The 25,344-nt window shown below is 60.9% G+C and carries 26 protein-coding genes and 3 pseudogenes; 15 read left to right on the top strand and 14 right to left on the bottom strand.

Annotation, left to right across the window (positions count from 1 at the left end):
• Positions 1-80 precede the first annotated feature (80 nt).
• Positions 81-1,142 carry an AraC family transcriptional regulator gene (locus D3M70_RS11410; RefSeq protein ID WP_120125868.1) on the top strand — a complete coding sequence of 354 codons (1,062 nt, stop codon included), beginning with the start codon at positions 81-83 and terminating at the stop codon, positions 1,140-1,142.
• A gap of 120 nt (positions 1,143-1,262) precedes the next feature.
• On the opposite strand, the gene D3M70_RS11405 is transcribed toward D3M70_RS11410, so the two are convergent.
• A complete protein-coding gene (locus tag D3M70_RS11405; protein WP_120125867.1) occupies positions 1,263-2,963 on the bottom strand; it encodes a VRR-NUC domain-containing protein in 1,701 nt (566 codons plus the stop codon).
• Positions 2,964-3,116: 153 nt separating this feature from the next.
• On the opposite strand from D3M70_RS11405, the gene D3M70_RS11400 reads away from it, so the two are divergent.
• Positions 3,117-3,632: a nucleoside 2-deoxyribosyltransferase gene (locus D3M70_RS11400; protein ID WP_120125866.1), complete on the top strand. Its 516-nt coding sequence runs from the start codon at positions 3,117-3,119 to the stop codon at positions 3,630-3,632.
• A 63-nt stretch (positions 3,633-3,695) separates the two neighbouring features.
• On the opposite strand, the gene D3M70_RS11395 is transcribed toward D3M70_RS11400, so the two are convergent.
• On the bottom strand, positions 3,696-3,911 hold the full coding sequence (locus D3M70_RS11395; protein ID WP_120125865.1) for a hypothetical protein: 216 nt from the start codon (positions 3,909-3,911) through the stop codon (positions 3,696-3,698).
• Between the two features lie 59 nt (positions 3,912-3,970).
• Positions 3,971-4,873, bottom strand: coding sequence for a LysR family transcriptional regulator (locus D3M70_RS11390; protein ID WP_120125864.1), 903 nt, complete (start codon positions 4,871-4,873; stop codon positions 3,971-3,973).
• A 104-nt stretch (positions 4,874-4,977) separates the two neighbouring features.
• On the opposite strand from D3M70_RS11390, the gene D3M70_RS11385 reads away from it, so the two are divergent.
• Positions 4,978-6,075, top strand: a complete 1,098-nt coding sequence (locus tag D3M70_RS11385) for an AbrB family transcriptional regulator (RefSeq protein ID WP_375232949.1) — start codon at positions 4,978-4,980, stop codon at positions 6,073-6,075.
• A 26-nt stretch (positions 6,076-6,101) separates the two neighbouring features.
• Here the strand turns inward: D3M70_RS11385 and D3M70_RS11380 are convergent, their stop codons facing one another.
• The 4 genes and pseudogenes from D3M70_RS11380 to D3M70_RS34165 all read right to left on the bottom strand — a co-directional run.
• Positions 6,102-6,719 (bottom strand): LpxA family transferase, encoded by a 618-nt coding sequence (locus D3M70_RS11380; protein ID WP_177418403.1) that lies wholly within the window; start codon positions 6,717-6,719, stop codon positions 6,102-6,104.
• Positions 6,716-7,960, bottom strand: a complete 1,245-nt coding sequence (locus D3M70_RS11375; RefSeq protein ID WP_120125863.1) for an AGE family epimerase/isomerase — start codon at positions 7,958-7,960, stop codon at positions 6,716-6,718. The genes D3M70_RS11380 and D3M70_RS11375 overlap by 4 nt, the downstream gene beginning before the upstream one ends.
• A gap of 231 nt (positions 7,961-8,191) precedes the next feature.
• A complete protein-coding gene (locus tag D3M70_RS34170) occupies positions 8,192-9,055 on the bottom strand; it encodes a methyl-accepting chemotaxis protein (protein WP_375232955.1) in 864 nt (287 codons plus the stop codon).
• A pseudogene (locus tag D3M70_RS34165) lies at positions 9,050-9,817 on the bottom strand (MCP four helix bundle domain-containing protein); the annotation flags it as partial. The gene D3M70_RS34170 and the pseudogene D3M70_RS34165, both read right to left, overlap by 6 nt.
• 180 nt (positions 9,818-9,997) lie before the next feature.
• Here D3M70_RS34165 and D3M70_RS11365 point away from each other — a divergent pair.
• The 3 genes from D3M70_RS11365 to D3M70_RS31920 all read left to right on the top strand — a co-directional run.
• A partial coding sequence (locus D3M70_RS11365) for a GFA family protein (protein ID WP_133306456.1) occupies positions 9,998-10,450 on the top strand: 453 nt, incomplete at its 5' end.
• 196 nt (positions 10,451-10,646) lie between these two features.
• Complete coding sequence (locus D3M70_RS11360; RefSeq protein WP_120125860.1) at positions 10,647-12,212, top strand: FAD-dependent oxidoreductase; 1,566 nt, start codon at positions 10,647-10,649, stop codon at positions 12,210-12,212.
• 33 nt (positions 12,213-12,245) lie between these two features.
• Positions 12,246-12,410 (top strand): hypothetical protein, encoded by a 165-nt coding sequence (locus D3M70_RS31920; RefSeq protein ID WP_165869776.1) that lies wholly within the window; start codon positions 12,246-12,248, stop codon positions 12,408-12,410.
• Here the strand turns inward: D3M70_RS31920 and D3M70_RS11350 are convergent, their stop codons facing one another.
• Positions 12,411-13,508 carry an MBL fold metallo-hydrolase gene (locus tag D3M70_RS11350; RefSeq protein WP_120125858.1) on the bottom strand — a complete coding sequence of 366 codons (1,098 nt, stop codon included), beginning with the start codon at positions 13,506-13,508 and terminating at the stop codon, positions 12,411-12,413.
• A gap of 220 nt (positions 13,509-13,728) precedes the next feature.
• Between D3M70_RS11350 and D3M70_RS11345 the strand changes: the two genes are divergently transcribed.
• On the top strand, positions 13,729-14,355 hold the full coding sequence (locus D3M70_RS11345) for a TetR/AcrR family transcriptional regulator (protein ID WP_120125857.1): 627 nt from the start codon (positions 13,729-13,731) through the stop codon (positions 14,353-14,355).
• Here D3M70_RS11345 and D3M70_RS11340 read toward each other — a convergent pair.
• Positions 14,352-15,032 (bottom strand): DJ-1/PfpI family protein, encoded by a 681-nt coding sequence (locus tag D3M70_RS11340; RefSeq protein ID WP_120125856.1) that lies wholly within the window; start codon positions 15,030-15,032, stop codon positions 14,352-14,354. The genes D3M70_RS11345 and D3M70_RS11340 overlap by 4 nt on opposite strands.
• A gap of 119 nt (positions 15,033-15,151) precedes the next feature.
• Here D3M70_RS11340 and D3M70_RS11335 point away from each other — a divergent pair, with 119 nt between their 5' ends.
• Complete coding sequence (locus D3M70_RS11335; RefSeq protein WP_120125855.1) at positions 15,152-16,132, top strand: GlxA family transcriptional regulator; 981 nt, start codon at positions 15,152-15,154, stop codon at positions 16,130-16,132.
• Between the two features lie 131 nt (positions 16,133-16,263).
• On the opposite strand, the gene D3M70_RS11330 is transcribed toward D3M70_RS11335, so the two are convergent.
• The gene (locus tag D3M70_RS11330; RefSeq protein ID WP_120125854.1) at positions 16,264-16,452 is read right to left on the bottom strand and encodes a hypothetical protein; all 189 of its coding nucleotides are present in this window, start codon (positions 16,450-16,452) and stop codon (positions 16,264-16,266) included.
• On the opposite strand from D3M70_RS11330, the pseudogene D3M70_RS33035 reads away from it, so the two are divergent.
• The 4 genes and pseudogenes from D3M70_RS33035 to D3M70_RS11315 all read left to right on the top strand — a co-directional run.
• Positions 16,451-16,870: pseudogene (locus D3M70_RS33035) on the top strand (SLC13 family permease); the annotation flags it as partial. The gene D3M70_RS11330 and the pseudogene D3M70_RS33035 sit on opposite strands and share 2 nt — an antisense overlap.
• Position 16,871: 1 nt before the next feature.
• Positions 16,872-17,757 (top strand): GntP family permease (locus D3M70_RS11325; protein ID WP_256659810.1); only part of this gene is annotated, 886 nt, incomplete at its 5' end.
• Complete coding sequence (locus tag D3M70_RS11320; RefSeq protein WP_120125853.1) at positions 17,758-18,618, top strand: MurR/RpiR family transcriptional regulator; 861 nt, start codon at positions 17,758-17,760, stop codon at positions 18,616-18,618.
• A 3-nt stretch (positions 18,619-18,621) separates the two neighbouring features.
• Positions 18,622-20,079, top strand: coding sequence for an amidohydrolase family protein (locus tag D3M70_RS11315; RefSeq protein WP_120125852.1), 1,458 nt, complete (start codon positions 18,622-18,624; stop codon positions 20,077-20,079).
• A 247-nt stretch (positions 20,080-20,326) separates the two neighbouring features.
• Here D3M70_RS11315 and rssC read toward each other — a convergent pair whose 3' ends face one another.
• A complete protein-coding gene (gene rssC, locus D3M70_RS11310) occupies positions 20,327-20,809 on the bottom strand; it encodes an anti-sigma factor antagonist RssC (RefSeq protein WP_081569474.1) in 483 nt (160 codons plus the stop codon).
• Positions 20,809-21,990: a two-component system response regulator RssB gene (gene rssB / locus D3M70_RS11305; protein WP_120125851.1), complete on the bottom strand. Its 1,182-nt coding sequence runs from the start codon at positions 21,988-21,990 to the stop codon at positions 20,809-20,811. The genes rssC and rssB overlap by 1 nt, the downstream gene beginning before the upstream one ends.
• A 267-nt stretch (positions 21,991-22,257) precedes the next feature.
• Here rssB and D3M70_RS11295 point away from each other — a divergent pair, with 267 nt between their 5' ends.
• Positions 22,258-22,557 carry a PilZ domain-containing protein gene (locus D3M70_RS11295; RefSeq protein ID WP_120125850.1) on the top strand — a complete coding sequence of 100 codons (300 nt, stop codon included), beginning with the start codon at positions 22,258-22,260 and terminating at the stop codon, positions 22,555-22,557.
• Positions 22,558-22,656: 99 nt separating this feature from the next.
• Here D3M70_RS11295 and D3M70_RS11290 read toward each other — a convergent pair whose 3' ends face one another.
• A complete protein-coding gene (locus D3M70_RS11290) occupies positions 22,657-23,358 on the bottom strand; it encodes a VacJ family lipoprotein (RefSeq protein WP_120125849.1) in 702 nt (233 codons plus the stop codon).
• A 204-nt stretch (positions 23,359-23,562) separates the two neighbouring features.
• Here D3M70_RS11290 and D3M70_RS11285 point away from each other — a divergent pair, with 204 nt between their 5' ends.
• Entirely contained in the window at positions 23,563-24,198 is a 636-nt protein-coding gene (locus D3M70_RS11285; RefSeq protein ID WP_120125848.1) for an HAD family phosphatase, read from the top strand.
• 106 nt (positions 24,199-24,304) lie between these two features.
• Positions 24,305-24,568, top strand: coding sequence for a DUF4404 family protein (locus D3M70_RS11280; RefSeq protein WP_120125847.1), 264 nt, complete (start codon positions 24,305-24,307; stop codon positions 24,566-24,568).
• Between the two features lie 195 nt (positions 24,569-24,763).
• On the opposite strand, the pseudogene D3M70_RS11275 reads toward D3M70_RS11280, so the two are convergent.
• Positions 24,764-25,344 (bottom strand): annotated as a pseudogene (locus tag D3M70_RS11275) (NADPH-dependent 7-cyano-7-deazaguanine reductase QueF); the annotation flags it as partial.

Raw genomic sequence — 25,344 nt, 5'->3', positions numbered from 1 at the left:
ACGGTGTGTCGCCAGCTCGTAACAAGGTATGACATTTGCTTGAATAAAATTCATACAGACCCAGACGGCTTTTCAATTCAATGCTTCAGACCCTGCTTCCGACACCGGCTCCCACCTCCACCGCCGCCAGCAATCGCGGCGTGCTGTCGGCTGCCGCCAACGGTCTGGACGGCTTCATCGTGCAGCATGGCGGGGACCTTGATCGGGTATTCGGTCGCGCAGGCATCGACCCCGAACAACTGCTGCACCCAACCCTCAGCCTGCCGCTGCCCAACTACTGCAAGGTGCTGGAAGAAGCGGCTCGGCAAACCGGATGCGCTAACTTCGGCTTGCGTTACGGGCAGCAGTTTCAGCCGCAGGCGCTGGGGCTTCTGGGTTACATCGGCCTGTGCTCGGCCACGCTGGAAGACGCCTTGATCAACTTCTCCCGGGCCTTCCCCTTTCATCAGCACAGCACGCTCATCGAACTGGTGGATCAGGGCGAGTGCTATCGCTTCGATTATCAAGTGCGCCATGGCGCAATCAACGAACGCCGACAGGATGCCGAACTGACCATGGGCATGGCGATGAACCTCGTCCGCCACGTGCTCGGCCCGGACTGGGCTCCCCGACAAGTGGCGTTCGAGCACGCAAGGCCCGAAGACTGGCATGAACATCGTGATGCCTTTCACGCCGACGTGAGTTTCGAGCAGGGTTGCAATTCGCTGCTGATCCCCAAGCGCGAACTGGTCGGCAAGGCCATGCCCGGCAGTGACCCTATTCTGTTGATGCTGATCAAGGATGCGATTCGCCAGTTGGGCGATACCGGCGGCGAAACCAGCCTGCTTGATCGCGCCCGGCAGACCATCCTCGCCACCCTGCATCTGGGGGAACCGGCGCTGGATGAAATCGCGCACAATCTCGGCCTGTCGGAATGGGCCCTGCAGCGCAAACTGCGTGAATACGGGCTGAGCTTCACGCAACTGGTGGACCAGATCCGCCAGGACTCGGCCATCGCCCATCTCAAGCAACAGAACCTCAGCGTTACCCAACTCGCCTCCATGCTCGGCTACTCGGAAACCAGTGCCTTCTCCCGCGCGTTCAAGCGCTGGTTCGGGTTGAGCCCCAGGCAGTGGCGCAGCGCATCCGTAGCCGCTCGGTAAATCCAGCGTTCTCCACACAACCCTGTCGGTGCCGGCTTGCTGGCGAAAGCGGCGTGTCAGGCGATATCGTTGACATCTGACGCCCTGCATTCGCCAGCAAGCCGACTCCCACAAAAAACATCAACAGCCTGAAACGATCTGCGCAGCCACTGACGCACTTTCACCCAGCGCCTGATGCGCAGGCTCGGCCCACTGCACGTAACACACCACCACCGGCATCTCGTGCTCGGCGCAGAAGTCCAGCCAGCGCAGTTGATTGTCCTGCAGGCGATCGCCGGGGCCCTTCACCTCGATCATTCGATAGCGCTGCTGCTCGGGGTAGAACTGGATCAGGTCAGGCATGCCGGTGCGATTGGCCTTGATATCCTGCAACAAACGCCGGAACCAGCGTTTGAGGTGATGCGCGGGCAGGCAATGCAAGGCCTGCTCCAGCAAATCCGGGGTCAATGCCCCCCAGAATACGAACGGCGACTGCAAGCCGTGCTTAATGACATAGTGCTGCCGAATCACTGCCTGATAGCCTTCGTCGTCCAGTTGAGCCAGACAGGCGTCGAACAACGCGGCGCGACGAAGATAGAAATCCGGGCTGTAGAGATCGCTCGGCGCGCTGTGGAAGGGATGGAAGAACGCTCCTGGCAACGGCGCGAAGATCGCCGGCCAGCACAGCAGACCGAACAGTGAATTGATCAGCGCATTTTCGACGTAATGCACTTCGCTGCCTTCTTCAGCCAGATGCAGCTGGATCAACTGTTCGACGCTGTAGTCCGGCAACGGGACCACGCTCAGATCGAGGCGCGTCACGGCACGTTTGGCCCGGCGACGAACACTGGCATCCCCCAGTTTGCGCTGCAATCGAGGCGCAATGCGCAACAGGTGCTGGGTTTCCTCGTCGTTTTCCGGTGCCGCCTGCGCGTCCTGCAACAGGGTCATGGCCTCGGCGTATTGCTCGCTGCGCTCCAGCACACGAATGCGCCTGACCCGAGCGCCGGGATAACTGGATTGTGCATAGACACTCAGGGCCAGCGCCGCATCCTGTTCGCGCTCGGCCTGATAGCCGATCTGAAACAACAGCTTGGCCCGGCGCATCGCCAGCCACGGGTTTTCGGTATGAATCGCCAATGCCTGCGCCGCCAGCGCATCCAGTGCAGCGCCTTCGTCCAGCGCCTGACGACAGGTGTGCAGGTGCAGGCAGGTGTCGATGTCGGCGCGCTGGCTGATGCCTCGCGACTCGATGGAAAACGCGACTTTTTCATAGCGATAGATGCCCAGGTCCGCCAGCACGAATTCGGACCATTCCTGATACAGGTTGCCGAAATACAGCAGGCGCAAGCGGTCGCACAATGGCATTACCTGAAGCGCAAGAACGACGTCGTCAAACCCTTCGAACCATTGCGCCAGCGGTTGCGCGTGCTCGTAGAACGGCAGCAGGCGCTCCAGCAGATCGGCCTTCTTCTCGGCGGTTTTCACACCATGCGCCTTGAAGCAAAGGCCCAGTTCATCCTTGCGCAACAGGGCGAACAACCCGTGAAGATCCAGATGCGGTTGCCCGTCGACCCAGCCGTATTCAAGGAGCGGCGCGGCGGCCAGACCCACGTCGCCGATCTCGGCGTAATCGAGTTTGCTGGTGCGAAACAGCGTGCCCTTGCGCATGACCATCCGCACCAGCAAAGCCTGGGCAGGCTGCGGCAGACGGGCGAAGTCATCGATGAAACGACGTTCTTCTGCGTCCAGCAGATCGTCGTAGCGCTGGCCGATCCAGCTCAGGACCTGGCGAAAGTTCTCCAGGTAGTAGAACGGGTTGTCGAGAGGGGAAGTGCTCACAGCGAGGTCACGTAGCGGCTGACGGAAAGGCGTCAGGATACTGGTTATCCGTACAGATTCCAGCGACTTTCTCGTGTCTTGGCCGATGGCCTGATCAACGGCATGTCGATCACTGGTTACACTCCCTGCTCTCGCCCCTCAAAGGACATTGCCATGACCTCCCCGCGCAGACCGCGTGTCTATCTTGCCGGCTTCGATGTGTTTCGCAGCGACGCCATCGAGCACGGCCGGTATCTGAAAGCGCTGTGCGACGCTCACGGTCTCGAAGGGCTTTATCCCTTCGACAACGAAGTCACTCAGGGCCTGCCGCCCCAGGAAACCGCGGCGCTGATCTGCACCGCCAACATCAGGATGATCAGAGACTGCGATGCGGTGCTCGCCAACCTCAACGTCTTTCGCGGCGCCGAGCCGGACTCCGGGACAGCGTTCGAGGTGGGCATGGCCGTCGCTCTGGGCAAACCGGTGTGGGCCTATTTCACCGAACGCCAGTCGCTGCGCGACCAGATCGAACACGATGCCGAAGGGTTCGATGCACAGGGGTTTCAAGTGGAGGATTTTCAGTTGCCCAAGAACCTGATGCTGGCCTGCACCTGGAGCGGGAGCAGCCAGACGGCCGAGGCCGGGGTTGAAGCGCTGGCGGGGTATTTGTCAACACCACGGAACCTGTGAAGATCACGGATCCCTGTAGCAGTCTGGCCAGACTGCTACAGGTGGGCGCCGTGTCCAGCGGGTTTACCCCAACGTCGACGAACCGATGTCCAGTTTGTCCGAATCCTCGAACTCATCCAGCCGCAGATCCCCCAGGTCCAGATCGCCTTCCGGGTCGCTGTCTTCGTCGGCGTCGGCGTCATTGAGCGGCGATTGGTCGCCGCCAAAATGCTGGTCTTCGTGGTTCAGAAAATACGGTGTCAGCGTGTGCTCACCGCGATTGTGTGGCTGTACATGCATCGCTGGTCTCTCCCAGATCCGTCCATTCGTTTTCAAGGCTACTCCACAACACGCCGCGATCACACCCAACTGAAGAACGACCCGCCGTCGTCGCGCAGCATTTGCGCCATGGCGTGGGCGGCCGGTGACAGGTATCCCTCGCGGCGCAGGATGACGCAGATGGTCCGCGCCATGGTGGTATGTTCCAACGGCACTTCACGCAAATATTGCATGTTCTTGCCATATTCCAGTGTTTCGCGGGCGATGAAACTCAGCAGATGGGTCTGGGCGATCAGACGCGGCAGCAGGGAGATTGAGTTGGCTTCGATCTGCACCACCGGCAGCGGCAAGCTTTGCCGGGCGAAGGCCTCATCGACCCAGATCCGCGACGACACGCCGGGCGGCGGCAATACCCAGCGGTAACGGCACAGATCGCTCATCTGAAACGGCGTCTTGAAGATCGGGTGAGTGCGACTGGCGATCACGACCGCCTCGTCGGTCAGGATGGGATGCGCCGTGAATTCGTCTTCCATGGCGCGCTGGGCGCAGATGATCATGTCCAGGTGCCCGGAGCGCAGTTGTTCGCGAAGCATGTCGTCCTGACCGATCACCAGTTTCAGGGTGATGTCCGGTGCGCGTTTTAGCAGCGCATTGGTCAACTCGGGGAGCAGGTATTCAGCCATGGTCGACGCACAGCCGAGACGGATCTCGCCCACCGCGCCGCTGGCGAAGTCACGCACTTCTCGCTGGGTCTGAGCGATGCTCTGTTGCAGCAACTTGCCCCGTGCCTGGAGCAGTTCACCCACCGGCGTGAGTTTGATCCGCCGCCCGTCGCGCTGGAACAGCTTGGTGCCGAATGACTCCTCCAGCCGTTGAATGCTCTTGGTCAGCGCAGGCTGACTGCGATTGAGTTTTTCCGCTGCGCGCCCCAGATGCCCGAGCTCGGCGATGGTTTCGAAATACGTAAGGTCCCGCAGGTCCATATATCAACCAAAGTTATCAATTCATGACTATTAGAAAATAGACTTGATCGATTGCGCTGTCGATAATTCCGGGCACTGGACGATCTTCCCACAGGAAAAAGCCCATGCTCTGGAGATCCTCGTTGTCGCGCCCCGCCTCGTATTCCCTCGAAACCCTGCATCCATTGCTGCAGTGGACGTTGCTCATTCTGCTGGCCGGCAGCGCCGGTCAAGCCTTCAAATATTTTCACGTACCCGCCGCGCTGTTCCTGGGGCCGATGCTGGTGGCAATCGGCTTTGGCGTGTCAGGCGCTTCCATCCGGCTCAACAAGCATGTGTTCCGCCTGGGCCAGGGTTCGGTGGGCGTGCTGGTGGCGCATTCGATGACCATGGGCGTGCTGCTGACCGCCTTGCAATCCTGGCACGTCATGCTGTTCGCCACGCTGTTGACCGTGGCCCTGAGCGCAGTGGTCGGCATCGGTCTCGCACGTTGGGGCGGGATTCAGGGCAGCACGGCGGCGTGGGGCACCTCGCCCGGTGCGGCGTCGGCGATGGTGGCGATGTCCGAGGATTACGGCGCCGACTCCCGCGTTGTGGCGACCATGCAGTATGTGCGGGTGGTCTGTGTGGTGATGATCGGCGCGCTGGTCAGTCGCCTGATCGGCGCGGATGTCGGGGGCACCGAAGCCCACAGCAGCGACGTGTTGCTGCAAGGGGCCAACCTGCTCAACCTCGGCCTGAGCCTGCTGGTGATCGTGGTGGGCGTCGCGCTAGGGTCGAAAATTCCTGCGGGCGCACTGCTCGTGCCACTGATCCTGGGCGGCGCGCTGCAATTGAGCGGCGTATTGCAGATCGTCATGCCGACCTGGCTGCTGGCGATTGCCTACGGCGCCATCGGCAGCTACATCGGGCTGCGCTTCGACCGTGTCACCATCAGCTACGTCTGGCGGCGTCTGCCTGCGATGATTTTCGGCGCACTGCTGTTGATTCTGCTGTGCGCGATGTCTGCTTGGGTCATCGCCGAGATGATGGGCAAGGACTTTCTTTCGGTGTACCTGGCCACAAGCCCCGGCGGCCTTGACGCCATGGCGATCATCGCCATCGACACCCATTCGGACGTGGGCTTCGTGCTGGCGATGCAGACGCTGCGACTGTTCGGCGTGATCGTTACCGGTGCCTACATTGCGCGGCAGGTGATTCGGGTGACGCAGCGGCTGGCCTGACTCGGTGCTGCGACACGCGAAGGCCCTCAGGGCTTCACCAACTCCGCGTCGAACACCTCGCCCCGTCGAATGATCGACGCCTTGGCCAGCAACGCCCCCGGTGCCAATACAGCATTGGCGCCGATGCGTGAGCGGTCGCCGATCAGGGCGCCGAACTTGTCACAACCGGTAGCGCGCAGGCGGCCGTCGATGCGCACTCGCACTTCCTTGTCGTCGCGCTCGTTGCGGTAATTGCAGACGATGCTGCCAGCCTCCAGATTGACCCCTGCCCCGAGCACCGAGTCGCCGACGAAATTGAAGTGCGCAAGCTTGGTGCCGTCGAACACGAACGAGGTTTTCAACTCCGCGCCGGGCCCGAAAATGCAGCGCTCCCCCACCCAGCAACCCCCGCGCAAGTAGGCGCCACTGGCGACGAAGCAATGCGGGCCGATGATCAGCGGCCCTTTGAGCACGGCGCCCTCCTCGACCACCACGGTCTTGTGCACGGCAATGTCGCCGCGCACTTCGTAATCGTCGTTCAGGGTCAAGCGTAGTTCTCGAACGATTTCAGGGGCGCGGCCAATCATTTCCCATGGGGTCAACGAAGCCCAGCGCGACAGTTCAGAGGTGTCCATCGATTCGATGAAATCGCCGATTCGGATCACTGCAGATCCTCCAGAGCGGTGGCCAGACTCTGCGCCAGCGGCAGAACCGGCAGCAGCGTGGCCTGATAGGCGTGGTAGAGGTCCGGCTTGCCTGGCCAGATGTCGGCGCTTGGCTCATTCTGCGGGTTGAGCTCATGGCGCCAACTGCCGTGCTCATAGTCAATGAACAGCGTCTGGTTGAACTCCCAGAACGTGCGGTACCAGATTTCGTATTGCTGCTCCCCAGTGCGCTGCAACAACGCCGCCGAGGCTGCGGCGGCTTCGGCGTGGGTCCAGTGCAGGCGATGGCGCACCACCGGCCGGTTTTCCCAATCCAGGGTGTAAACGATGCCTGGCGCGCCGTCGACGTCCCAGCCGTAACGGCAGGCGTTTTCGAACAGCTTGCGTGCGTCCTCCACCAGCCATGACGGGGTGTCCAGTTTGGCTCGCTGGCGCGCCGCTTCCAGATGCAACACCAGCCGCGCCCACTCAAATGCATGGCCCGGCGTGGTGCCATAAGGGCGGAAACCGTCGTCGGGCTTGTCGGCGTTGTATTCGCGTACCGGCTGCCATTGCAGGTCGAAGTGTTCGATCACCTGGTGATCGTTGGCTGCAGCATGCTGATGAATCACCCGCTCGACGATGGACAGCGCGCGATCCAGCCAGCGCGCATCACCAGTGACATCGGCCAGTGCCAGAAACGCTTCGGTGCTGTGCATGTTGCTGTTGGCGCCGCGATAGCGTTCTTCTTCGCTCCAGTCGCGGGCGAAGGATTCGCGCATCGCGCCCTCTTCCTCGCTCCAGAAGCGCTGGGAGATGACCTGAATCGCCTGCTCCAGCAGCGCCTTGGCACCGGGGCGCTGAGCCACGACCGCAGACGACGCGGCCAAGGCCACGAAGGCATGCAGATAAGCCGCCTTACCGGTGTCAGTGCTGTGCTCCAGGGGTTTGGCGAACCAGCCGCCATGCTCGGCATCGCGCAGGGGACCGGCCAGCGCGGCAACACCGTGATCGACCAGATCGGCGCAGCCGGGAATGCCGTTGATGTGGGCCATGGCAAAACTGTGGGTCATGCGGGCGGTGTTCATGGTCTCGGCGACGGCGTCGGCGGGCAGCCGGCCTCGATCATCCAGATTGCCGAAACCCTGTGGCAGCCGGGCCGCCTTGGCGAACGTCAGCAGGCGATTGCCTTCCTGCATGAGCCACGCCTTGTGTCCGGGGGCGCGCAGCCAACTGCTGAAACCGCGATTCACATCATCCATTGCCTTTCACCTATCTGTTCGGCAGGTTCAGCCCGCCAGGAATTATTAGTCGGGGAGAATCATGCAAGCCAAGGACAGGTGCAGGCAAGCGAATGAGGTGAAACCTTTAAGCTGATGGCGCAATCAAGCAGATGCCGCACTTTGTTTGGCAGTCCGGCCTGCCAGCGGTGGCGATCGGCAACATGTCACCGCCGGCAAGCCGGACTGCTACAGGACCTGGAGACTCGGCTCTTACACCCGGAACCGCGTCACCACCTGATTCAACTCCCCGGCCAGTCGCGACAGCTCATTGCTCGACGCGCTGATCTGGTTGGCACCCGACGAAGATTGCAGTGACAGGTCACGGATGTTGACGATGTTGCGATCAACCTCTCGCGCCACCTGGGCCTGCTCCTCAGCGGCGCTGGCGATCACCAGGTTGCGCTCGGAAATCTGATGGATCGAGGACGTGATCCGCGTCAGTGACTCACCCGCGCCCTGTGCCAGCTCGAGGGTTTCGGAGGCTCGCGAACGACTGACCAGCATCGACTCCAGCGCCTCGCTGGAACCGCTGCGCATGGTCGAGACCATCTTGTCGATTTCCAGCGTCGACTGCTGCGTACGGTGGGCCAGGGCACGCACTTCGTCTGCCACCACTGCAAAACCGCGTCCCGACTCACCGGCCCGAGCGGCCTCAATGGCAGCGTTCAGCGCCAGCAGGTTGGTCTGTTCGGCAATCGAGCGGATGACATCCAGCACCTTGCCGATGTCCTGCGACTGATCGGCCAGGTTCTGCACCAGCACCGAGGTGTGCTGCACGTTGCTGGACAGGTTCTGAATGGACGTCACGGTCTCGATCACTCGCGCCTGACCATCCTGCGCGGCGTCGTTGGACTCGCTCGACGCCTGAGAGGTGGAGACCGCATTGCGCGCCACTTCTTCGACCGCCGACGTCATCTCGTTGACCGCCGTCGCGGCTTGCTCGATTTCGGCGTTCTGCTGATGCAGCCCGCGATGACTGTCTTCGGTGACAGAATTGAGTTCCGTCGCGGCCGACGCCAACTGGCTGGCGGAGCTGCCGATGAGGCTCAAGGTGCTGCGCAGGTTGCTCTGCATCTGTTGCAGGGCGCTGAGCAACCGCGTCACTTCATCCTTGCCTTCAACGCGAATGTCGTGAGTCAGATCGCCCTTGGCGACGAACTCGGCGGCACTGACCGCTTCTTCCAGCGGCAGGATGATGCTGCGCGTCAGCCACAGGGCGAGAATCACCGTGGCCAGTGCCGCAATCAGCACGAACACCAGCACCACCGTGCGCGACTGCACGTACTGCGACTCGGCGGCCACACCTTCGAGTTCCACCTGACGCGAGTAAAAATCAGCCAGATCGCCCAGCTGCGACCCGGAGTTGTCGACGGCGGTTTTCATGTCCACCAGCAGCAGGGTATTCAACGCCTTCAGGTCGCCGCTCTCGGCCAGCACGAAGGATTGCGCCAGGCCGCGCTGATAGTCGGCCAGCGTGCCTCGAAACTTGTCGTACAGGCCTTTTTCTTCAGGGGTGTCGATGAATTTGTCGAGGCTGGTCAGCTTGTCGCCGAGGACCTTGGCCCGGGCGTCCATCTGCCCCTTGTAGACACTGACATTCTTGGGATCGGTGTCCAGCGCCATGCGCAGGGAGATCGTGCGAATGCGCAGCATGGCTTCACGGATGTCGTTGACCAGACGCATGCTGGGCATCCAGTTGCTCTCGACCGCCACTTCGCTTTGGCGAATGGTGGACATCTGGGTCAGGGCAAACCAGCCGAGCAGGGCGACCAGCAGGGAGATCAGGGTGAATCCAAGGCCCGCACGGCGGGCGATGGTCAAATTGCGTAGGTTCATGACCGTTGGCTCGTTTTTATGGGTGGCAGTGGTCGTAAAACTCATCCTACGACTACCGGATATCGACGCGGCGCGTGGCTTCTTGAGTGCCCGGCCCATGAAGAATCCGAACAGCCGTTCGAGAAAACTTCGAACCTGCGGGCACGGCGCGGTCTAGACCTAAGACTCGATGAACAGAANGAGTTCAGCCTGACGAGCGCCCACCCCTACCCCTATCAGCGTTGCTATTGCTCGATCTGCCGCAAGACCCAGGGCGGCGGCGGTTATTCGATCAACCTGGGCGGCGACGCCAAAAGCCTGAAGGTCAAAGGCAAGAGCAGCATCGCCATTTATCATGCAAAGATGCGCGATGAGCAAAACCATCACGTCCATACCAGCAGCGCCGAGCGGCATTTCTGCAAACACTGTGGCAGCGGGCTGTGGCTGTTCAGCCCAGAATGGCCGGAATTGATTCATCCGTTTGCCTCGGCCATCGACACGCCACTGCCGACGCCCCCAGAGCACACCCACCTGCTGCTGGACTCCAAGGCGTCGTGGGTCGAAGTGGAGGCAGGACCGAAGGATCAGCAGTTCGAGCAATATCCCGAAGAATCGATAGCCGACTGGCATGAACGCTTGGGGTTGGTGCGCTAACACCCTCTTACTTGCGTCGTACCAAATGGCAAGAGTGAGCCTGCTCGCGATCAGGGCCGCTGTCATGCAGATGTCGCCTGAGATACCCCACCGCGAGCGAGCCCACTCCTGCAGCGGTCGTGCCATGCTCTGACAAATTCTCTGAACCTCTCCCCTCACGGCCCACTCCCAGAAGAAAGCCTGGGAGAATAATCATATGACCATGCATCGGGTCGCCAGCCTCGCCGATCTGCATCGAGATCGCGGTATACAGGTTGAAATTGGCGAGAAGAAAATCGTACTGGTGCAGGCAGGGGACGAGGTGCGGGCGTATCAGGGCGAGTGCCCCCACGCCGGTGCCCCGCTGGCGGACGGCGCCGTTTGCAACGGCCATTTGATCTGCCCCTGGCACAAGGCCGAGTTCGCCATTGACGACGGAAGCCTGTGTGAACCGCCTGCACTGGACGGATTGATCCGCTATCCGGTTCAAGTCATCGAAGATCAGATTCACGTCGACGAACACGCCATCCAGCCCCTTTCCGAATCCCTGCCGCCAGACGACCGTTGCTTCATCATCGTCGGTGCCGGCGCTGCAGGTACTGCGGCCGCCAGCGCGTTGCGCGAAATGCGTTTCAACGGTCGCCTGCTGTTGATCGACCGAGAACCTGCGCCCGGTTACGACCGCACCGCCCTGAGCAAATTCGTTCTCGCCGCCGACATGCATCCCGACCAGGTGCCGCCGTTGCGCGACGCTGCGTATTACCGGGAACAGCGCATCGAGTGCATTCAGGGCGAGGCCATGAAGCTCGACGTCATCAACAAAAGGCTGACGCTGGTCGATGGACAGCGTTTTGCCTATGACGCCGCGCTGATCGCCACCGGGGGCGAACCGCGCAACCTGCATGTCATCGGTGCCGACTTGCCACAGGTGCTGACGCTGCGCTGCCGCGAGGATGCGAAGAAGATTCTCGCCGCCGCTCGTCCGGGGAGTCATGCGCTGATTCTGGGCGACAGTTTCATCGGCCTGGAAGCGGCGTCGGCGCTACGCAAGCATAGGGTCAACGTGACGATCATCGCGCGCCACGAAGTGCCCTTCGCCGCACAGTTGGGCGAACGGATCGGCAAGGCAATTCGCGCGCTTCATGAACAGAATGGCGTGTTGTTTCGCACCCACGTCGACGTCAGCCGTTTCGAAGGGGACGGCCACCAGGGAGAGAAGCGTCTTGAGGCGGCGGTGCTGAGCAACGGTGAAAGGATGCCGGTTGACCTGGCGCTGATCGGCATCGGGGTCACCCCGGTGACGCATTTCATCGATGGGATCGAGCGGGAGACAGACGGCTCGCTGAAAGTGGATTCCGGGATGCAAGCGGGCAAGGACCTTTGGGCCGCTGGCGACATCGCCACCTTCCCGCTCGACCACCGGCTTCAGCGCATCGAGCACTGGCGTCTGGCACAGCAGCAGGCGCGAATCGCTGCCAGCAATATGCTCGGTGGCGACAAGCACTACACCGATGTGCCGTACTTCTGGACGTACCATTTTGAGAAGCGTCTGGATTACCTGGGGCACGCTGAGGACTGGGACGACATCGTGTATCTCGGCGAGCCGGAGTCCTTCAACTTTCTGGCACTGATCTGCAAACAAGGTTCGGTGGCCGCAGTGGTCGGTTGCGAGCGCGAGCGTGTCGTCGCGCTGCTGGCCGAACGGATGAAACAGCCTTTGTTCAAAGACGAAGCGCTGATGTTGATCAGGCAGATGGCTGATAGTGATCAGGCAGATGAGTGACCGCGTATGAACATGCCCAACGGAGAACAGGCAATGCCCAAAGAATCGAACCGAGAAGACCTCGACCACCAGGCGGAAAATGCCGGGAAAGTCGGCGAGCAACACAAAAAAGCCAACCAGCAGGGTGAGCAACCTCGGCACCCCACCCCGCCTGAAGGCGGCGATCGAGACAAGGATCGCAATCAGAACAAGCCCTGATCAGCCCCGGCTGGCGGCCTGTTGACGGTTGCACCGACGCGAACAGCGGGCACGCGATTGAGCGTCCACGGCTTTTTCGACCTTCATCCACCAGGCTTCGCCTCGGCTGGGATACTGGATGTAGAACGGCTGGCCCATTTCCGGGGTCGTGATGGAAACGCTGCGGTCCCAGGCCAGTGAAAGGATGCGATCAAAGGGCTCGTGCCAGGCGTGCATCGCCAGGTCGAACGTGCCGTTGTGAATCGGCAGCAACCATTTGCCGCGCAGATCGATGTGCGCCTGCAAGGTTTCTTCGGGCTGCATGTGCACATCCGGCCAATCAACGTTGTAGGCACCGGTTTCCATCAACGTCAGGTCGAACGGGCCGTACTGCTCGCCAATCAGTTTGAAGCCGTCGTGATAACCGGTATCGCCGCTGAAGAAGATGCGCTGTTCGCCATCGATCATCACCCAGGAGGCCCAGAGCGTCTGGTTGGTGTCGCTGAAGCTGCGCCCGGAAAAATGCTGGGCCGGGGTCGCGACGAAGCGGATGCCATGAATGTCAGTGGACTGCCACCAGTTCAGTTGCTGGACTTTTTCGGCAGGCACGCCCCATTTGATCAACGTGTCACCCACACCCAAGGGCGTGATGAAGTGCTCGGTCTTGTCTTTGAGCACCTGGATGGTCATGTGGTCCAGATGGTCGTAATGGTTGTGCGACAGAATCACCGCTTTGAGCGGTGGCAGATCCTCCAGACTGATCGGTGGCTGGTGAAAACGCTGCGGGCCGGCCCACTGGATCGGCGAGGCGCGTTCAGCGAACACGGGATCGGTCAGGAAGTATTGATTGCGCAGTTTCAGCAGCACGGTCGAGTGGCCGAGGCGGTACACCGTGTTGTTCGGCGCAGCCAGCAATTGCTGACGGGACAATGGCTGCACCGGAATCTCCCCCACCGGTCGGGTATGACGGGGCTTGTTGACCATCGCGTTCCAGAAAATGCGCAGCGTCTTGAGAAACCCGGAGCGCTTCATCGGCTTGTGATTGAGATAGCGGCCTTCTTGCCGGGACAGGACAGGCAATGCGGGAGCGTTATCGAGGTTTTTTTCGATCGAGGCCATGAGGTGCTGACTCCATGAAACGGGTGGAGGATTCTGCAACGGCGAACGCTTTGCAGAATGTTGCATAAGGTTGAAAGAAGTAAGCGGCAAGTTGTAACAGTGTTTTACACTACACAGTGTAGTTTCTAGCTTGCACGATCTTCAAAGGGAAGTAAACTGCTCGGTGTAATTTTCTTGCCGGGATCGATTCCGGCCATCGTGAATCTTTAGAAGCGAAGCCATGACTGCTCCCCAGCGACTGACCGACCGAAAACGTGAATCCATTGTTCAGGCAGCCATTGCCGAATTTCGCGACAACGGTTTCGAGGTCACCAGCATGGACCGCATCGCGGCACGGGCCGAAGTGTCCAAGCGCACGGTGTACAACCATTTCCCAAGCAAGGAAGAGCTGTTCTCGGAAATGCTTCACCGACTCTGGGCCACTTCCGCAGCGCAGGCGGACGCAGCCTACCGCCCTGGCGTCGCCCTGCGCGATCAACTGCGCGAATTGCTCGACAGCAAAATGAAAACACTCGGTGACCCTAATTTTATCGACCTGGCCCGGGTCGCCATCGGTGCCACGATTCACTCGCCGGACCGCGCACAGACCTGGGTCAACCGCCTCAACGAGCGCGAAGAAACCTTTACCGTCTGGGTACGTGGCGCTCAGCAGGACGGCCGCCTCAAGGCCGTCGAGCCGGGATTCGCCGCGTCGCAGATTCACGCGCTGCTCAAGGCATTCGCCTTCTGGCCGCAGGTCACCCTCAACAAACCGCTGCTGACAGCCGAGGAACAGGTGACTGTCGTGAATTCGGCGCTGGACCTGTTCCTGTGCTGGTACGAGATCCCCGCCGCCTGCCCGGCTTAACGAGGCGCCGCTGTCACTCGCTCGACGATCTGCTGACGGACCACCAGTCCGGGGGTAGCGCGCTCGGTGGCGACGGCCAGGATGTGGGCCGGGGCCGTGTCCGGGCGACCGGCATTGAACGGCGGCGCGGGCGCGTATTCCAGTTGCAGCTGAATGGTCTGTGCTTTGTCCGCGTCGAATACTTCGCTGATCAACGCCAAGGCAAAGTCGATACCCGCCGTGACCCCGCCGCCCGTCATCAGGTTGCCGTCGCGCACCACGCGTTCCTGGACCGGGATCGCTCCGAATTTTTCCAGCAGACCGTGGGACGCCCAATGGGTCGTCGCGCGCTTGCCTTCCAGCAAGCCTGCCGCGCCAAGCACCAACGCCCCCGTGCAAACCGAGGTCACGTACTGCGCGTTGGCAGCCTGCTGCCGAATGAATGCAAGGGTTTCGGCATCTTCCATCAACGCGTCGATGCCCACGCCGCCGGGGACGCAGATGACATCCAGATCCGGGCAATCCGCGAAGGTCTTGGTCGGCACCAGCGTCAGCCCTGTGCTGGACTGCAACGGATCGAGGTTCTTCCAGATCAGATGCACGGTCACGCCGGGCATGGTGGCGAAAACGTCATAAGGGCCCGTGAGGTCCAGTTGTTGGACCTTGGGAAACAGCAGAAGGCCGATGTGCAGGGTCATGTGCGTGACTCCTTGATAGGTGTTTGTGGAAGTGGACGAAGCCAATGTAGCGAGATACGCTCTGGCGGATACGCCATAACACCCACAATTTCCGCCAACTGCCATTATCGAGCCCTGCCATGTCCGATCAGACCAAGGCGATACACATCCTGGCCTTTGCGAACGTGCAATTGCTGGACGTCAGCGGCCCGTTGCAGGTGTTCGCCTCGGCCAATGTGCAGATGCTGGAAAACGGCCTGGGGGCGCCCTACTCCCCCACCGTCATCGCCCGCGAGAACGGCAGCGTCATCTCCTCGGCTGGCCTGGGCCTGCACACCCATCCCCTGCCACAAACGCCGTCGGACACCTTGATCATCGCAGGCGGCCGGGGCGTTCACAGCGCGTTGCAGGATCAGGCACTGCTGCAATGGGTTCGCCACCAGGCGAGCAGCGCACGTCGAGTGGCGTCGGTGTGCACGGGGGCGTTCATGCTGGCCGAGGCAGGCGTGCTTGACGGGCATCGGGTGGTGACGCATTGGGACAGCTGTGACGAACTGGCCCGGCGATATCCGGCGCTGCACGTCGATCCCGAACCGATCTTCATCAACGAGGAGGCATTGTGGACCTCGGCAGGCGTCACCGCCGGTATCGATCTGGCGCTGGCGCTGGTCGAAGCCGATCTGGGTCGCAACATAGCCCTGGCGGTCGCGCGGGATCTGGTGGTGTTTCTCAAGCGTCCGGGCGGACAATCGCAATTCAGCACGGCGTTGTCGATGCAACACGCCACCCGCAGCCAGGACAGCCGCTTCGGCGATCTGCATGCCTGGATTCTGGATAACCTGGCGAGCGATCTTTCCGTCGCGACCCTCGCCGCTCAAGTGGGCATGAGCGAACGCAGTTTCGTGCGGCATTACCGCGCCCACACCGGCAACACCCCGGCCCGAGCCATCGAACAGTTGAGGGTAGAAGCGGCGCGACGCTTGTTGGGAGACAGTGCGTTGCCGATCAAGCGAATCGCTGATCGCTGTGGATTCGGCACCGAAGAAACCCTGCGCCGAAGCTTTTTGCGAGCCGTGTCGGTGACGCCTCAGGCGTATCGCGAGCGGTTCAGCGCGGGTTGAATGTGCCCGCAGGACGAGTGGCTACGTTGGCGAAGCCGTTCGCCCAGCGAGCCGTGCTGCTAAAGCCGGATGACCAAAGAGAAATTTATTTTCATACATTGATATCTTTATCCTATTGCATGTAAATTAATTTACATCACGCAATCAGAGATAAAAATAATGCCTGCCTGTGATCGTCGCTGTTCGACCCTTGCTTCGCCCCGCGAGCCTTTAGCAACGCCCTCTGCCGAAACTGTATTCACTGCTTGGTCGCGCATCGACTGAATGTTGCGCATCGCCACGCCCTGACTTTCCCGTTTGTCTGCAAGGAACCGTTGCATGCCCCCGTCCACCGGCCTGTCCCTGTTGATCTACGCCGCCATCGCGATCATCGCCCTGATCGTATTGATCGCACGCTTTCGCCTCAATCCCTTCGTCGTTATCACACTCGTTTCCGTTGGCTTGGCACTGGTCGCCGGAATGCCCGCCACATCAGTGGTGGCTTCCTATGAAGGCGGGGTCGGCAAGACTCTTGGCCACATTGCACTGGTGGTCGCGCTGGGCACCATGCTCGGCAAGATGATGGCCGAGTCCGGCGGCGCCGAGCAGGTGGCGCGAACGTTGATCGACCGCTTTGGCGAGCGCAATGCGCACTGGGCCATGGTCTGCATTGCGTTTCTGGTCGGCCTGCCACTGTTTTTCGAAGTCGGATTCGTGCTGCTGGTGCCGATTGCCTTCACTGTGGCGCGGCGGGTCGGCNGGTGGTCCACGCGCTGGTCCCACCGCACCCGGCAGCGATGCTGGCGGTTCAGGCGTATCAAGCGTCGGTAGGACAGACGCTGTTCTACGCCATTCTGGTCGGTATCCCGACCGCGATCATCGCAGGCCCGATCTACGCGAAGTTCATCGTCCCACGCATTCATTTGCCGGACGAAAACCCGCTCGCCAAACAGTTTCTGGACCGCGAGCCGCGCAAACAATTGCCCGGATTCGCGATCACCATGGCAACCATTCTTCTTCCTGTCCTGCTGATGCTGCTCGGTGGCTGGGCCAATTTGATCAGTACGCCCGGCAGCGGCTTCAACAGCTTCCTGTTGTTCGTCGGCAATTCGGTGATCGCCCTGTTGCTGGCGACCTTGCTAAGCTTCTGGACGCTGGGCATTGCCCAGGGTTTCAATCGCGACTCGATCCTCAAGTTCACCCAGGAGTGTCTGGCGCCAACGGCGAGCATCACGCTGCTGGTCGGGGCAGGCGGCGGTTTGAACCGGATTCTGGTCGACAGCGGCGTGACCAGCGAAATCGTCAGTCTCGCCCAGGACTTTCACTTGTCGCCGCTGCTGATGGGCTGGCTGTTCGCGGCATTGATGCGCATCGCCACTGGCTCGGCGACGGTCGCCATGACCACTGCATCCGGCATCGTCGCCCCCGTCGCCATGGGCCTGGGTTACCCACACCCGGAATTGCTGGTGCTGGCGACCGGCGCGGGCTCGGTGATCCTCTCCCACGTCAATGACGGCGGCTTCTGGCTTATCAAGGAGTACTTCAACATGACCGTGGCGCAGACCTTCAAGACCTGGACGGTGCTGGAGACGCTGATCTCCATGATCGCCTTCGTCCTCACCCTCGGTCTGGCGCAGGTGCTCTGAGTGGATATCCTCTACCAGATCCGCGCCCGTCAGGGCTCGTTCAGCGCCGGCGAAGGACGCATCGCCAGATTGATTCTGAGCGATGTCGCGTTTTCGGCCAGTGCCAGCCTGGACGAGCTGGCGGCCCGCGCCGAAGTCAGCAGCGCGACGCTGTCACGTTTCGCGCGTACGGTCGGCTGCAAGGATCTGCGCGACCTGCGCCTGCAATTGGCTCAAGCCAGTGGCGTCGGCAGTCGCTTTCTCAACCCGGAACAGGCGCCGGAGCAATCGGCTTTTTTCACGCAGATTGTCGGCGATATCGAGTCGACCCTGCGCCAGCATCTGGCCGGGTTCGATGACGCACGCTTCAAGGCTGCCGTCGCCGTGCTGACCACAGCGCGCATGATCCACAGCTTCGGAATGGGCGGGTGTTCCAGCCTGTGCAGCGAAGAATTGCAGACCCGGCTGGTGCGCCTCGGCTACCCCATCGCCGCCAGCCGCGACCCGGTGATGATGCGTTTGATCGCCGCGACCCTCGGCCCCGATCACAGCCTGATCGTCTGCTCGTTGAGCGGCCGCACGCCGGAGCTGCTGAATGCCGTGAATGTGGCCCGCAGCTATGGCGCGAAGACCCTGGCGATCACCCTCCCCGACTCGCCACTGGCGGATCTGGCCGACGTGGTGTTGCCGTTGCAGATCGCCGAAACCAATTTCATCTACAAACCCACGGCAGCGCGCTACGGCATGCTGCTGACCATCGACGTGCTCGCCACCGAACTGGCGCTGATCGCCCCTGACGACAACCAGGAGCGGCTGCGGCGCATCAAGCTGGCCCTCGATGATTACCGCGGCGGCGACGACGGCCTGCCGCTTGGAGACTGAACCATGCTTTACGACCTGATCATTCGCGACGCGCTGGTGATCGATGGCAATGACACGCCAGGCTATCGCGCCGACGTGGCGATTCACGACGGGCGCATCCAGCGCATCGGCGACCTTGCAGGGATCTCGTCCACCGAAGAGGTCAACGCGGCTGGTCGGGTGCTGGCGCCGGGTTTCATTGATGTGCATACGCATGACGACACGGTGGTGATTCGCCAGCCGCAGATGCTGCCGAAGATTACCCAAGGCGTGACCACGGTGATCGTCGGCAATTGCGGAATCAGCGCTTCACCGGTCACGCTCGCTGGCGATCCGCCTGATCCGATGAACCTGCTGGGCCCGGCCAAGGCCTTCGTTTATCCGCGCTTCAGCGACTATCGCGACGCGGTAAACAAGGCACGCCCGGCGGTCAACGTCGCCGCGCTGATCGGCCATACGGCGCTGCGCAGCAACCATCTCGATGATCTGTTTCGCACGGCAAGATCCGATGAAATTAGCGCCATGCGCGAGCAGTTACGCGAGAGTCTGGAGGATGGCGCGCTGGGGCTTTCGACCGGTCTGGCCTATGCCTCGGCCTATTCGGCGGACACCGATGAGGTCAAGCAACTGGCCGAAGAACTGACGGCATTCGGCGCGGTGTACACCACGCATCTGCGCAGCGAATTCGAGCCCGTGCTAGAGGCCATGGACGAGGCGTTCGACATTGGTCGACACGCCAGATCGCCGGTGGTGATTTCTCATCTGAAATGCGCCGGCGCCGGCAACTGGGGGCGCAGTCCGCAACTGTTGGCCGCACTGGAAAAAGCTGCGCTGACCCACCCCGTCGGCTGCGACTGCTACCCTTACGCCGCCAGTTCTTCGACCTTGGATCTGAAACAGGTCACTGACGCTCATCGCATCACCATCACTTGGTCAACGCCGCACCCGGATCAGGGCGGGCGCGACCTCAAGGACATCGCCGCCGATTGGGGCCAGTCCCTGGAAGACGCCGCCCGCGCGCTGCAACCGGCCGGCGCGGTGTATTACGGCATGGACGAGAACGACGTGCAGCGCATCATGAAACATCCGCTGTCGATGATCGGCTCGGACGGTCTGCCGGAAGATCCGTTCCCGCACCCGCGTCTCTGGGGGGCGTTTCCTCGGGTGCTGGGGCATTTCAGCCGCGACCTCGGACTGTTCCCGCTGCATACCGCCATCTACAAGATGACCGGCCTGACCGCCACGCGTTTCGGGCTGCATGAACGAGGCTTCGTGCGTGAGGGCTACTGGGCGGACCTGGTGTTGTTCAACGCCGAGACGGTGCGGGATCTTGCGGACTTCAAAACGCCCAAACGCGCGGCGCAAGGCATCGACGGGGTGTGGGTCAATGGACAGCTGAGCTACGCCGAAGGCAAACCGCAGGGCGAAAGGCAAGGCAGATTCCTGCCTCGCGAAGGGTCGTTGTTGGAGGGGTTTAACTGACGTCGGAAAATTTGCGGGGAGCACGCCGATCCGGCAGACGAACACAATTCGTCTGGGAGCCGGCTTGCTGGCGAAGGGGTGGGTCAGCGACGATGACAACGACTGACACGCCGTCTTCGCCCGCAAGCCAGCGCCCACAGGGTCAGGTGTGCAACTCGGAATCCGCTGAAAGGTGACAGAGAGGCTGACACGGGGGGTAACTCGCCGAAGGCGAGACAGTTCTGCCACCAGGCAGTAAGAGGAAACCCTACTGATGCTCGAGCGCATTCACCAGATCGCGGAACGCCTCGCGATTGGAATCGTTCAACCCCATCAGGATCTTGTGCGCTTCCAGCACCTTGGCCTTGACCACATCCTCGCACTGATCCTGCGAAGGCAGGTCGCACAGAGACTCAGGCCGCGGGATCGGCCGCCCCACGATATTGAAGACCTGATCGAAGCCCATCGATTGCAACAGGCGCGTGATGTCTTCGTGGGTGGTCACGACAGTGGGCAGCAAGCCCGCCTTCTGACGGGACAGGATGGACAACTTGGCTAACAGGCCAAGCGTTGTGCTGTCAATGCTGCGTGTTTCGGTCAGATCGATCACCACGGTCGAAAAATTCATCGAGGTGAAGATCCGCTCAATCGTCGCATCCAACGCCGAGCAGAGCGTCAAACGCACTTCACCCACGAACTTCAGGACGAAGGTGCCATCTTGCTCGGCAAACTGGATTCTACCGGTACTCATTAAAGGTTCCTGCTCAACACTAACAAGGCGATATCATCCGGCATCTCCCCGAGTGTGGCCAATCCAAACTTACGACGCAGACCATCCAGGCTGCCGCCCGCCGACTTCACCAATTCAGGCAAGTTGGCTTCTTTCTCTTTGAGTGTATCACCTGGCAAAAGGTCCAGAATGCCATCAGACAGCAGGGTTAGACTAAAGGACTCAGGCAGATCCAGCACGTGGTCCGAATAAGTCGCCTCGTTGAACAACCCCACCGGCAGACCGCGCCCTTCCAGATAACGGGTCTCGGTCGGCGTGTACAGCACTGGCAATGGCAGATGGCCGCCCACGCTGTAGGTCAATTGCCCGGTTTCTTCGTCGATCACCCCGCCCACCATGGTCACGTGTTTGCCCAGCTTGCAGCTGATCAGACCACGGTTGATGTGGCCAAGGACGTCCGAAGGCTTGAACTTCGGCAACGTACCGCCGCGCTTGGATTCGAACAACAGACGCGTGGTCATGAACTTCAACAGCACGGTGATGAATGCCGACGAAGCGCCGTGGCCCGAGACATCGGCCAGGTAGAACGCCACACGCCGCTCGTCCACACGGAAATAATCCACGAAGTCGCCAGACAGATACAGCGACGGGATGATCTCGTGTTCGAACTCGAACGCGTCAATGGCCCAGGGGCTGGTCGGCAGCATGTTCATCTGCACCTGACGACCGGCGTCCTGATCCTCCTGCAGCAGATGCAGGCTGGCCTCGAGTTCGCGGTTGGCGGTCTCGAGTTTCTGGCGGTAAAGCTTGTTTTCCTGAAGCAGGCGCGCGCGATCCAGTGCCCGTTTGACCGAATGCTCAAGCACCGCGAGGTCTTCCAGGGGCTTGATCAGGTAATCGGCCGCACCCAGGCGCAATGCTTCGACGGCATCGCTCATGACACCTGCACCTGAAACGACGATCACCGGGGTTTCCGGGGCCAGGCTGGTCACCTGACGAATCAGCTCGAGGCCGCCCACCTGCGGCATGCGCAAGTCGCAGATCACAAGATCGGGCTTTTTTTGCTCGAAGGTCTGTAGACCCTGCAAGCCGTTGCTGGCTTGCAAGACGCTGAACCCACTGTCTTCCAAATAGGCCGCGAGACTCGCGCGCACTACTTCGTCGTCATCGATAATCAGCAGCGTGGCACTGGTTTTTTGCATGTGGGCAAACGGCGCCAGATCAGGTTGGCGTATGCGGTCGGATTCTGTCAGGCCGCGTACTGGATTCGCTTCTAGCCTCTCTGCCCAAAGGTCGCGGACTTTTGGTCAAACGCATCGCTTGTCAGAGGTGCCCTTCAAGGCGCAGACGGTACTCCCATCCGACGGGCGTTTCAAGCTCACTCCAGCAGTCGGCCGGAGTCTTTACATCGCAAATCACCCGGAGTTATAAGAACCGTTGAATCAGCAACCAAAACGAAGGGTGCGGCCATGGGACAGATTGATCGCGACTATGCAGAGAAACGAGATTACATCCGCATGCGCGTCGACGCGGACATCAGCCTGATCTATGCGGGCCAGATCATTCCGGCGGTCTGCGTGGACTTGTCCAGCTCCGGCATGCAGATCCAGGCCCCACGTGCGTTTCAGGTCGGCGACCGGCTCAGCGTCCGGATCGAATCCGAGCATGCCGCGCTCAAGGGCCTGGAAGCCGACACCGAGGTGGTGTGGATCGCCGATATCGACGGTGGCGAACAGAAACTGGGGCTCACGATCCTCAAGATGAAGTGAGGCCACGGCGGAACCCGTTCACAGTTCTGGAAAATTTCAAAAAGAAAAAGGCGACTCGAAAGTCGCCTTTTTTGCAGCTTCGCACGTGATCGCGACGAATCAGAAGTCGTCGACGACCTTGCCGTCCTTGACCTTGAACTCGCGGTTTTGCAGGTAAGCGTTGCGAATGAAGATGTACTTGTCGCCGTTGATCAGTTTCTCGGCCGACAACAGGCTGGCGCGGGTGTCGACCACGCTTACGCCGAATGCCGTGTTACGGGTCGGCACGTGATCGATGTAGCGGTACGGCTGAGTGTAGGTGTCCGGGTACTTGGCGAACGCGTCACGCACCGTGCTTGGGCCCAGCAGCGGGATCATCACGAATGGACCGCTTGCCACGCCCCAATGGCCGAGCGTCTGGCCGAAGTCTTCGTCATTGCGTTGCAGACCCATCTTGGTGCCGACATCGAAGAAACCGAGCAGGCCGAAGGTGGTGTTGAGAATCAGGCGAGCGGTGTCGACGCCAGCGGCCTCGGGTTTGGCCTGGAGAACATCGTTGGCGAAGTTGGTCACTTCCCCGATGTTCTTGAACATGTTGTGGATACCGTCTTCAAGGAACTGTGGAGTGATGAACTCATAGCCTTGAGCGATCGGCTTCAGCGCATAGGTATCGACCGTGTCGTTGAAACGGAAGATGGCGCGGTTGACGCCTTCCCATGGATCGTCTTCAGCGGCTTGAGCAGCCATTGGCACAAGGGCCAGACCCGTCCAGAAACACGTTCGCGCCAGACGATTGATAAAACCTGCACCGGTCACGGGCATAGCAGAGACTCCCAGTCAAAGTGATGAAACGGGCGCTACGCCCCCATCCAAAGAGGGGGAGTATAAAGCCTTCCGCGTGGATTTACGTCGCCGAATGCCTAAGGATTTGCTGACACCGTTAAACATCTGGCGACAATGTCATTTGCCGGTCATCGGACTGTCATGCAAATCCCTTAGCGTCTTTGACATTTGAGAGGGAATTTCATGCTTGCCCCCGTCGTTGCGCCTGCGCCGTCTTTCACCGCCGTGCTCTTTGGTCTGAGCGGCTGCCTGGTCGATTTCGGCGCGCAGGCTCGCACCTTGCGCGACAGCGGGGGTCAGGGATTAGCTTCGCAGGACGCAAAGGCATTCGCGATCCCTACGCCAGGGGCACTCGTCGCACTCGGCAACCTGAAGCGCCACGGCATTCCCAGCGCATGGATCGAAGAATATCCCGCTGCTATCGCCGAACAACTGGCGACCCCACTGGGCGGCCTGATCCAGCCAACCCCGAGTCCAGACAACCACTGGCCAGCCCCCGACGCCTGCTGGCAGGCATTGATGAGCCTGAATGTGGCTCAGCTCGACGGATGCGTACTGGTCAGTGGCGACCCGCGCCTGATCATGGCCGGGCTCAATGCCGGGTTGTGGACGGTGGGTCTGGCCTCTTGCGGACCGCTGTGCGGCTTGTCGCCAGCGCGGTGGGAAGCCTTGAGCGACCTTGAACGCGAACGCCTTCGCGGTCGCGCCACGCTGGAGTTGTATGCCTGCGGCGCGCACTCGGTGATCGATCATCTGGGCGAACTGGAATCGTGCCTGGCCGATATCAGCCTGCGCCGACTCAAAGCGGAAAAACCCTGACAACGGTTTGCATGCAAGGTGACGCGCACTGGATTAGTCTTAGCGCAAAGGACCTTTGCTCACGCAGTGCGGTCCATGCTGAGACTATCAATGAAGGGAGCACCCTATGCCCGCCCGCGAACTGCAAGAACAACTCGATACCCTGCGCGAGCAACTGGAGCAGAACCCGCCGCTGTCTGAAGAAGAACGCGCTGACCTGCACACTCTGATGGCACAGATCGAAGCAGAGATCGCCGTCGAAACCGCAACTCCGGACAACAACCTTGCCGATGGGGTCAACCTGGCCGTCGAACGCTTCGAACTGGAACACCCCGGAATCGCCGGCACTTTGCGCAACATCGTTCAGACTCTGGGCAATATCGGTATCTGAAACACCGCTGCCCTGAAAACGAAAAGCCCGTCGTCATGACGGGCTTTTGTGTTTCTGCAGCCATTGCGATGCGCACATCCAGAGAGGGCTGCGAGGCGATCCCACGGTAGCAGCGCGGCTTGCCGGCAGTGGCATTCCTGAGATCGCCTCCGCCGGCAAGCCGTGCTGCTACGAGATCTCAACCTTTTAGCCGCTTCACTGGCGCGCCAGACGGCCATTCTCCAGAGTGAGCTTCTCGGTACTGCGATACGGATTGATGTCCAGCCCGCCACGGCGCACATAACGCGCAGAAACCGTCAGTTTTTCCGGCTTCAGCAAACGCTGCAGATCCATGAAGATTCGCTCCACGCATTGCTCGTGGAAGTCCGAGTGCTGGCGAAAACTGACGATGTACGCCAGAAAACTCGCGTGATCGAGCGCCGCACCGCGATATTCGACGGCTACGCTGCCCCAGTCCGGCTGGCTGGTCACTGGGCAGTTGGATTTGAGCAGGTGGCTGTGCAACGTCTCTTCGACCACCCGCGACTCATCGCAACGCAGCAGCTCCGGCTGCGGGCGGTCGTAACTGTTGACCGTCACGTCCAGATCATCGACGCACACGCCCGGCACCGGCACGATGCCCTCGGCTTCGATGTCTTTCAGCGAACGAATCCGAACGCCCACCGGTTTGCCGGCAGCGGCCGACAGATCCTTCTCAAGCGTCGCCACCACCTCGGCCTGAGAGGCGAACGGGGTCTGGTTCAGCGAGTTCAGGTAGAGCTTGAACGACTTGGACT

The sequence above is a fragment of the Pseudomonas sp. LS-2 genome (genome assembly GCF_003605735.1).
In the GTDB taxonomy this organism is placed as follows: domain Bacteria; phylum Pseudomonadota; class Gammaproteobacteria; order Pseudomonadales; family Pseudomonadaceae; genus Aquipseudomonas.
The sequence above is the reverse complement of the archived record's forward strand: the minus strand, read 5'-3'. Positions and strand labels throughout refer to the sequence as shown.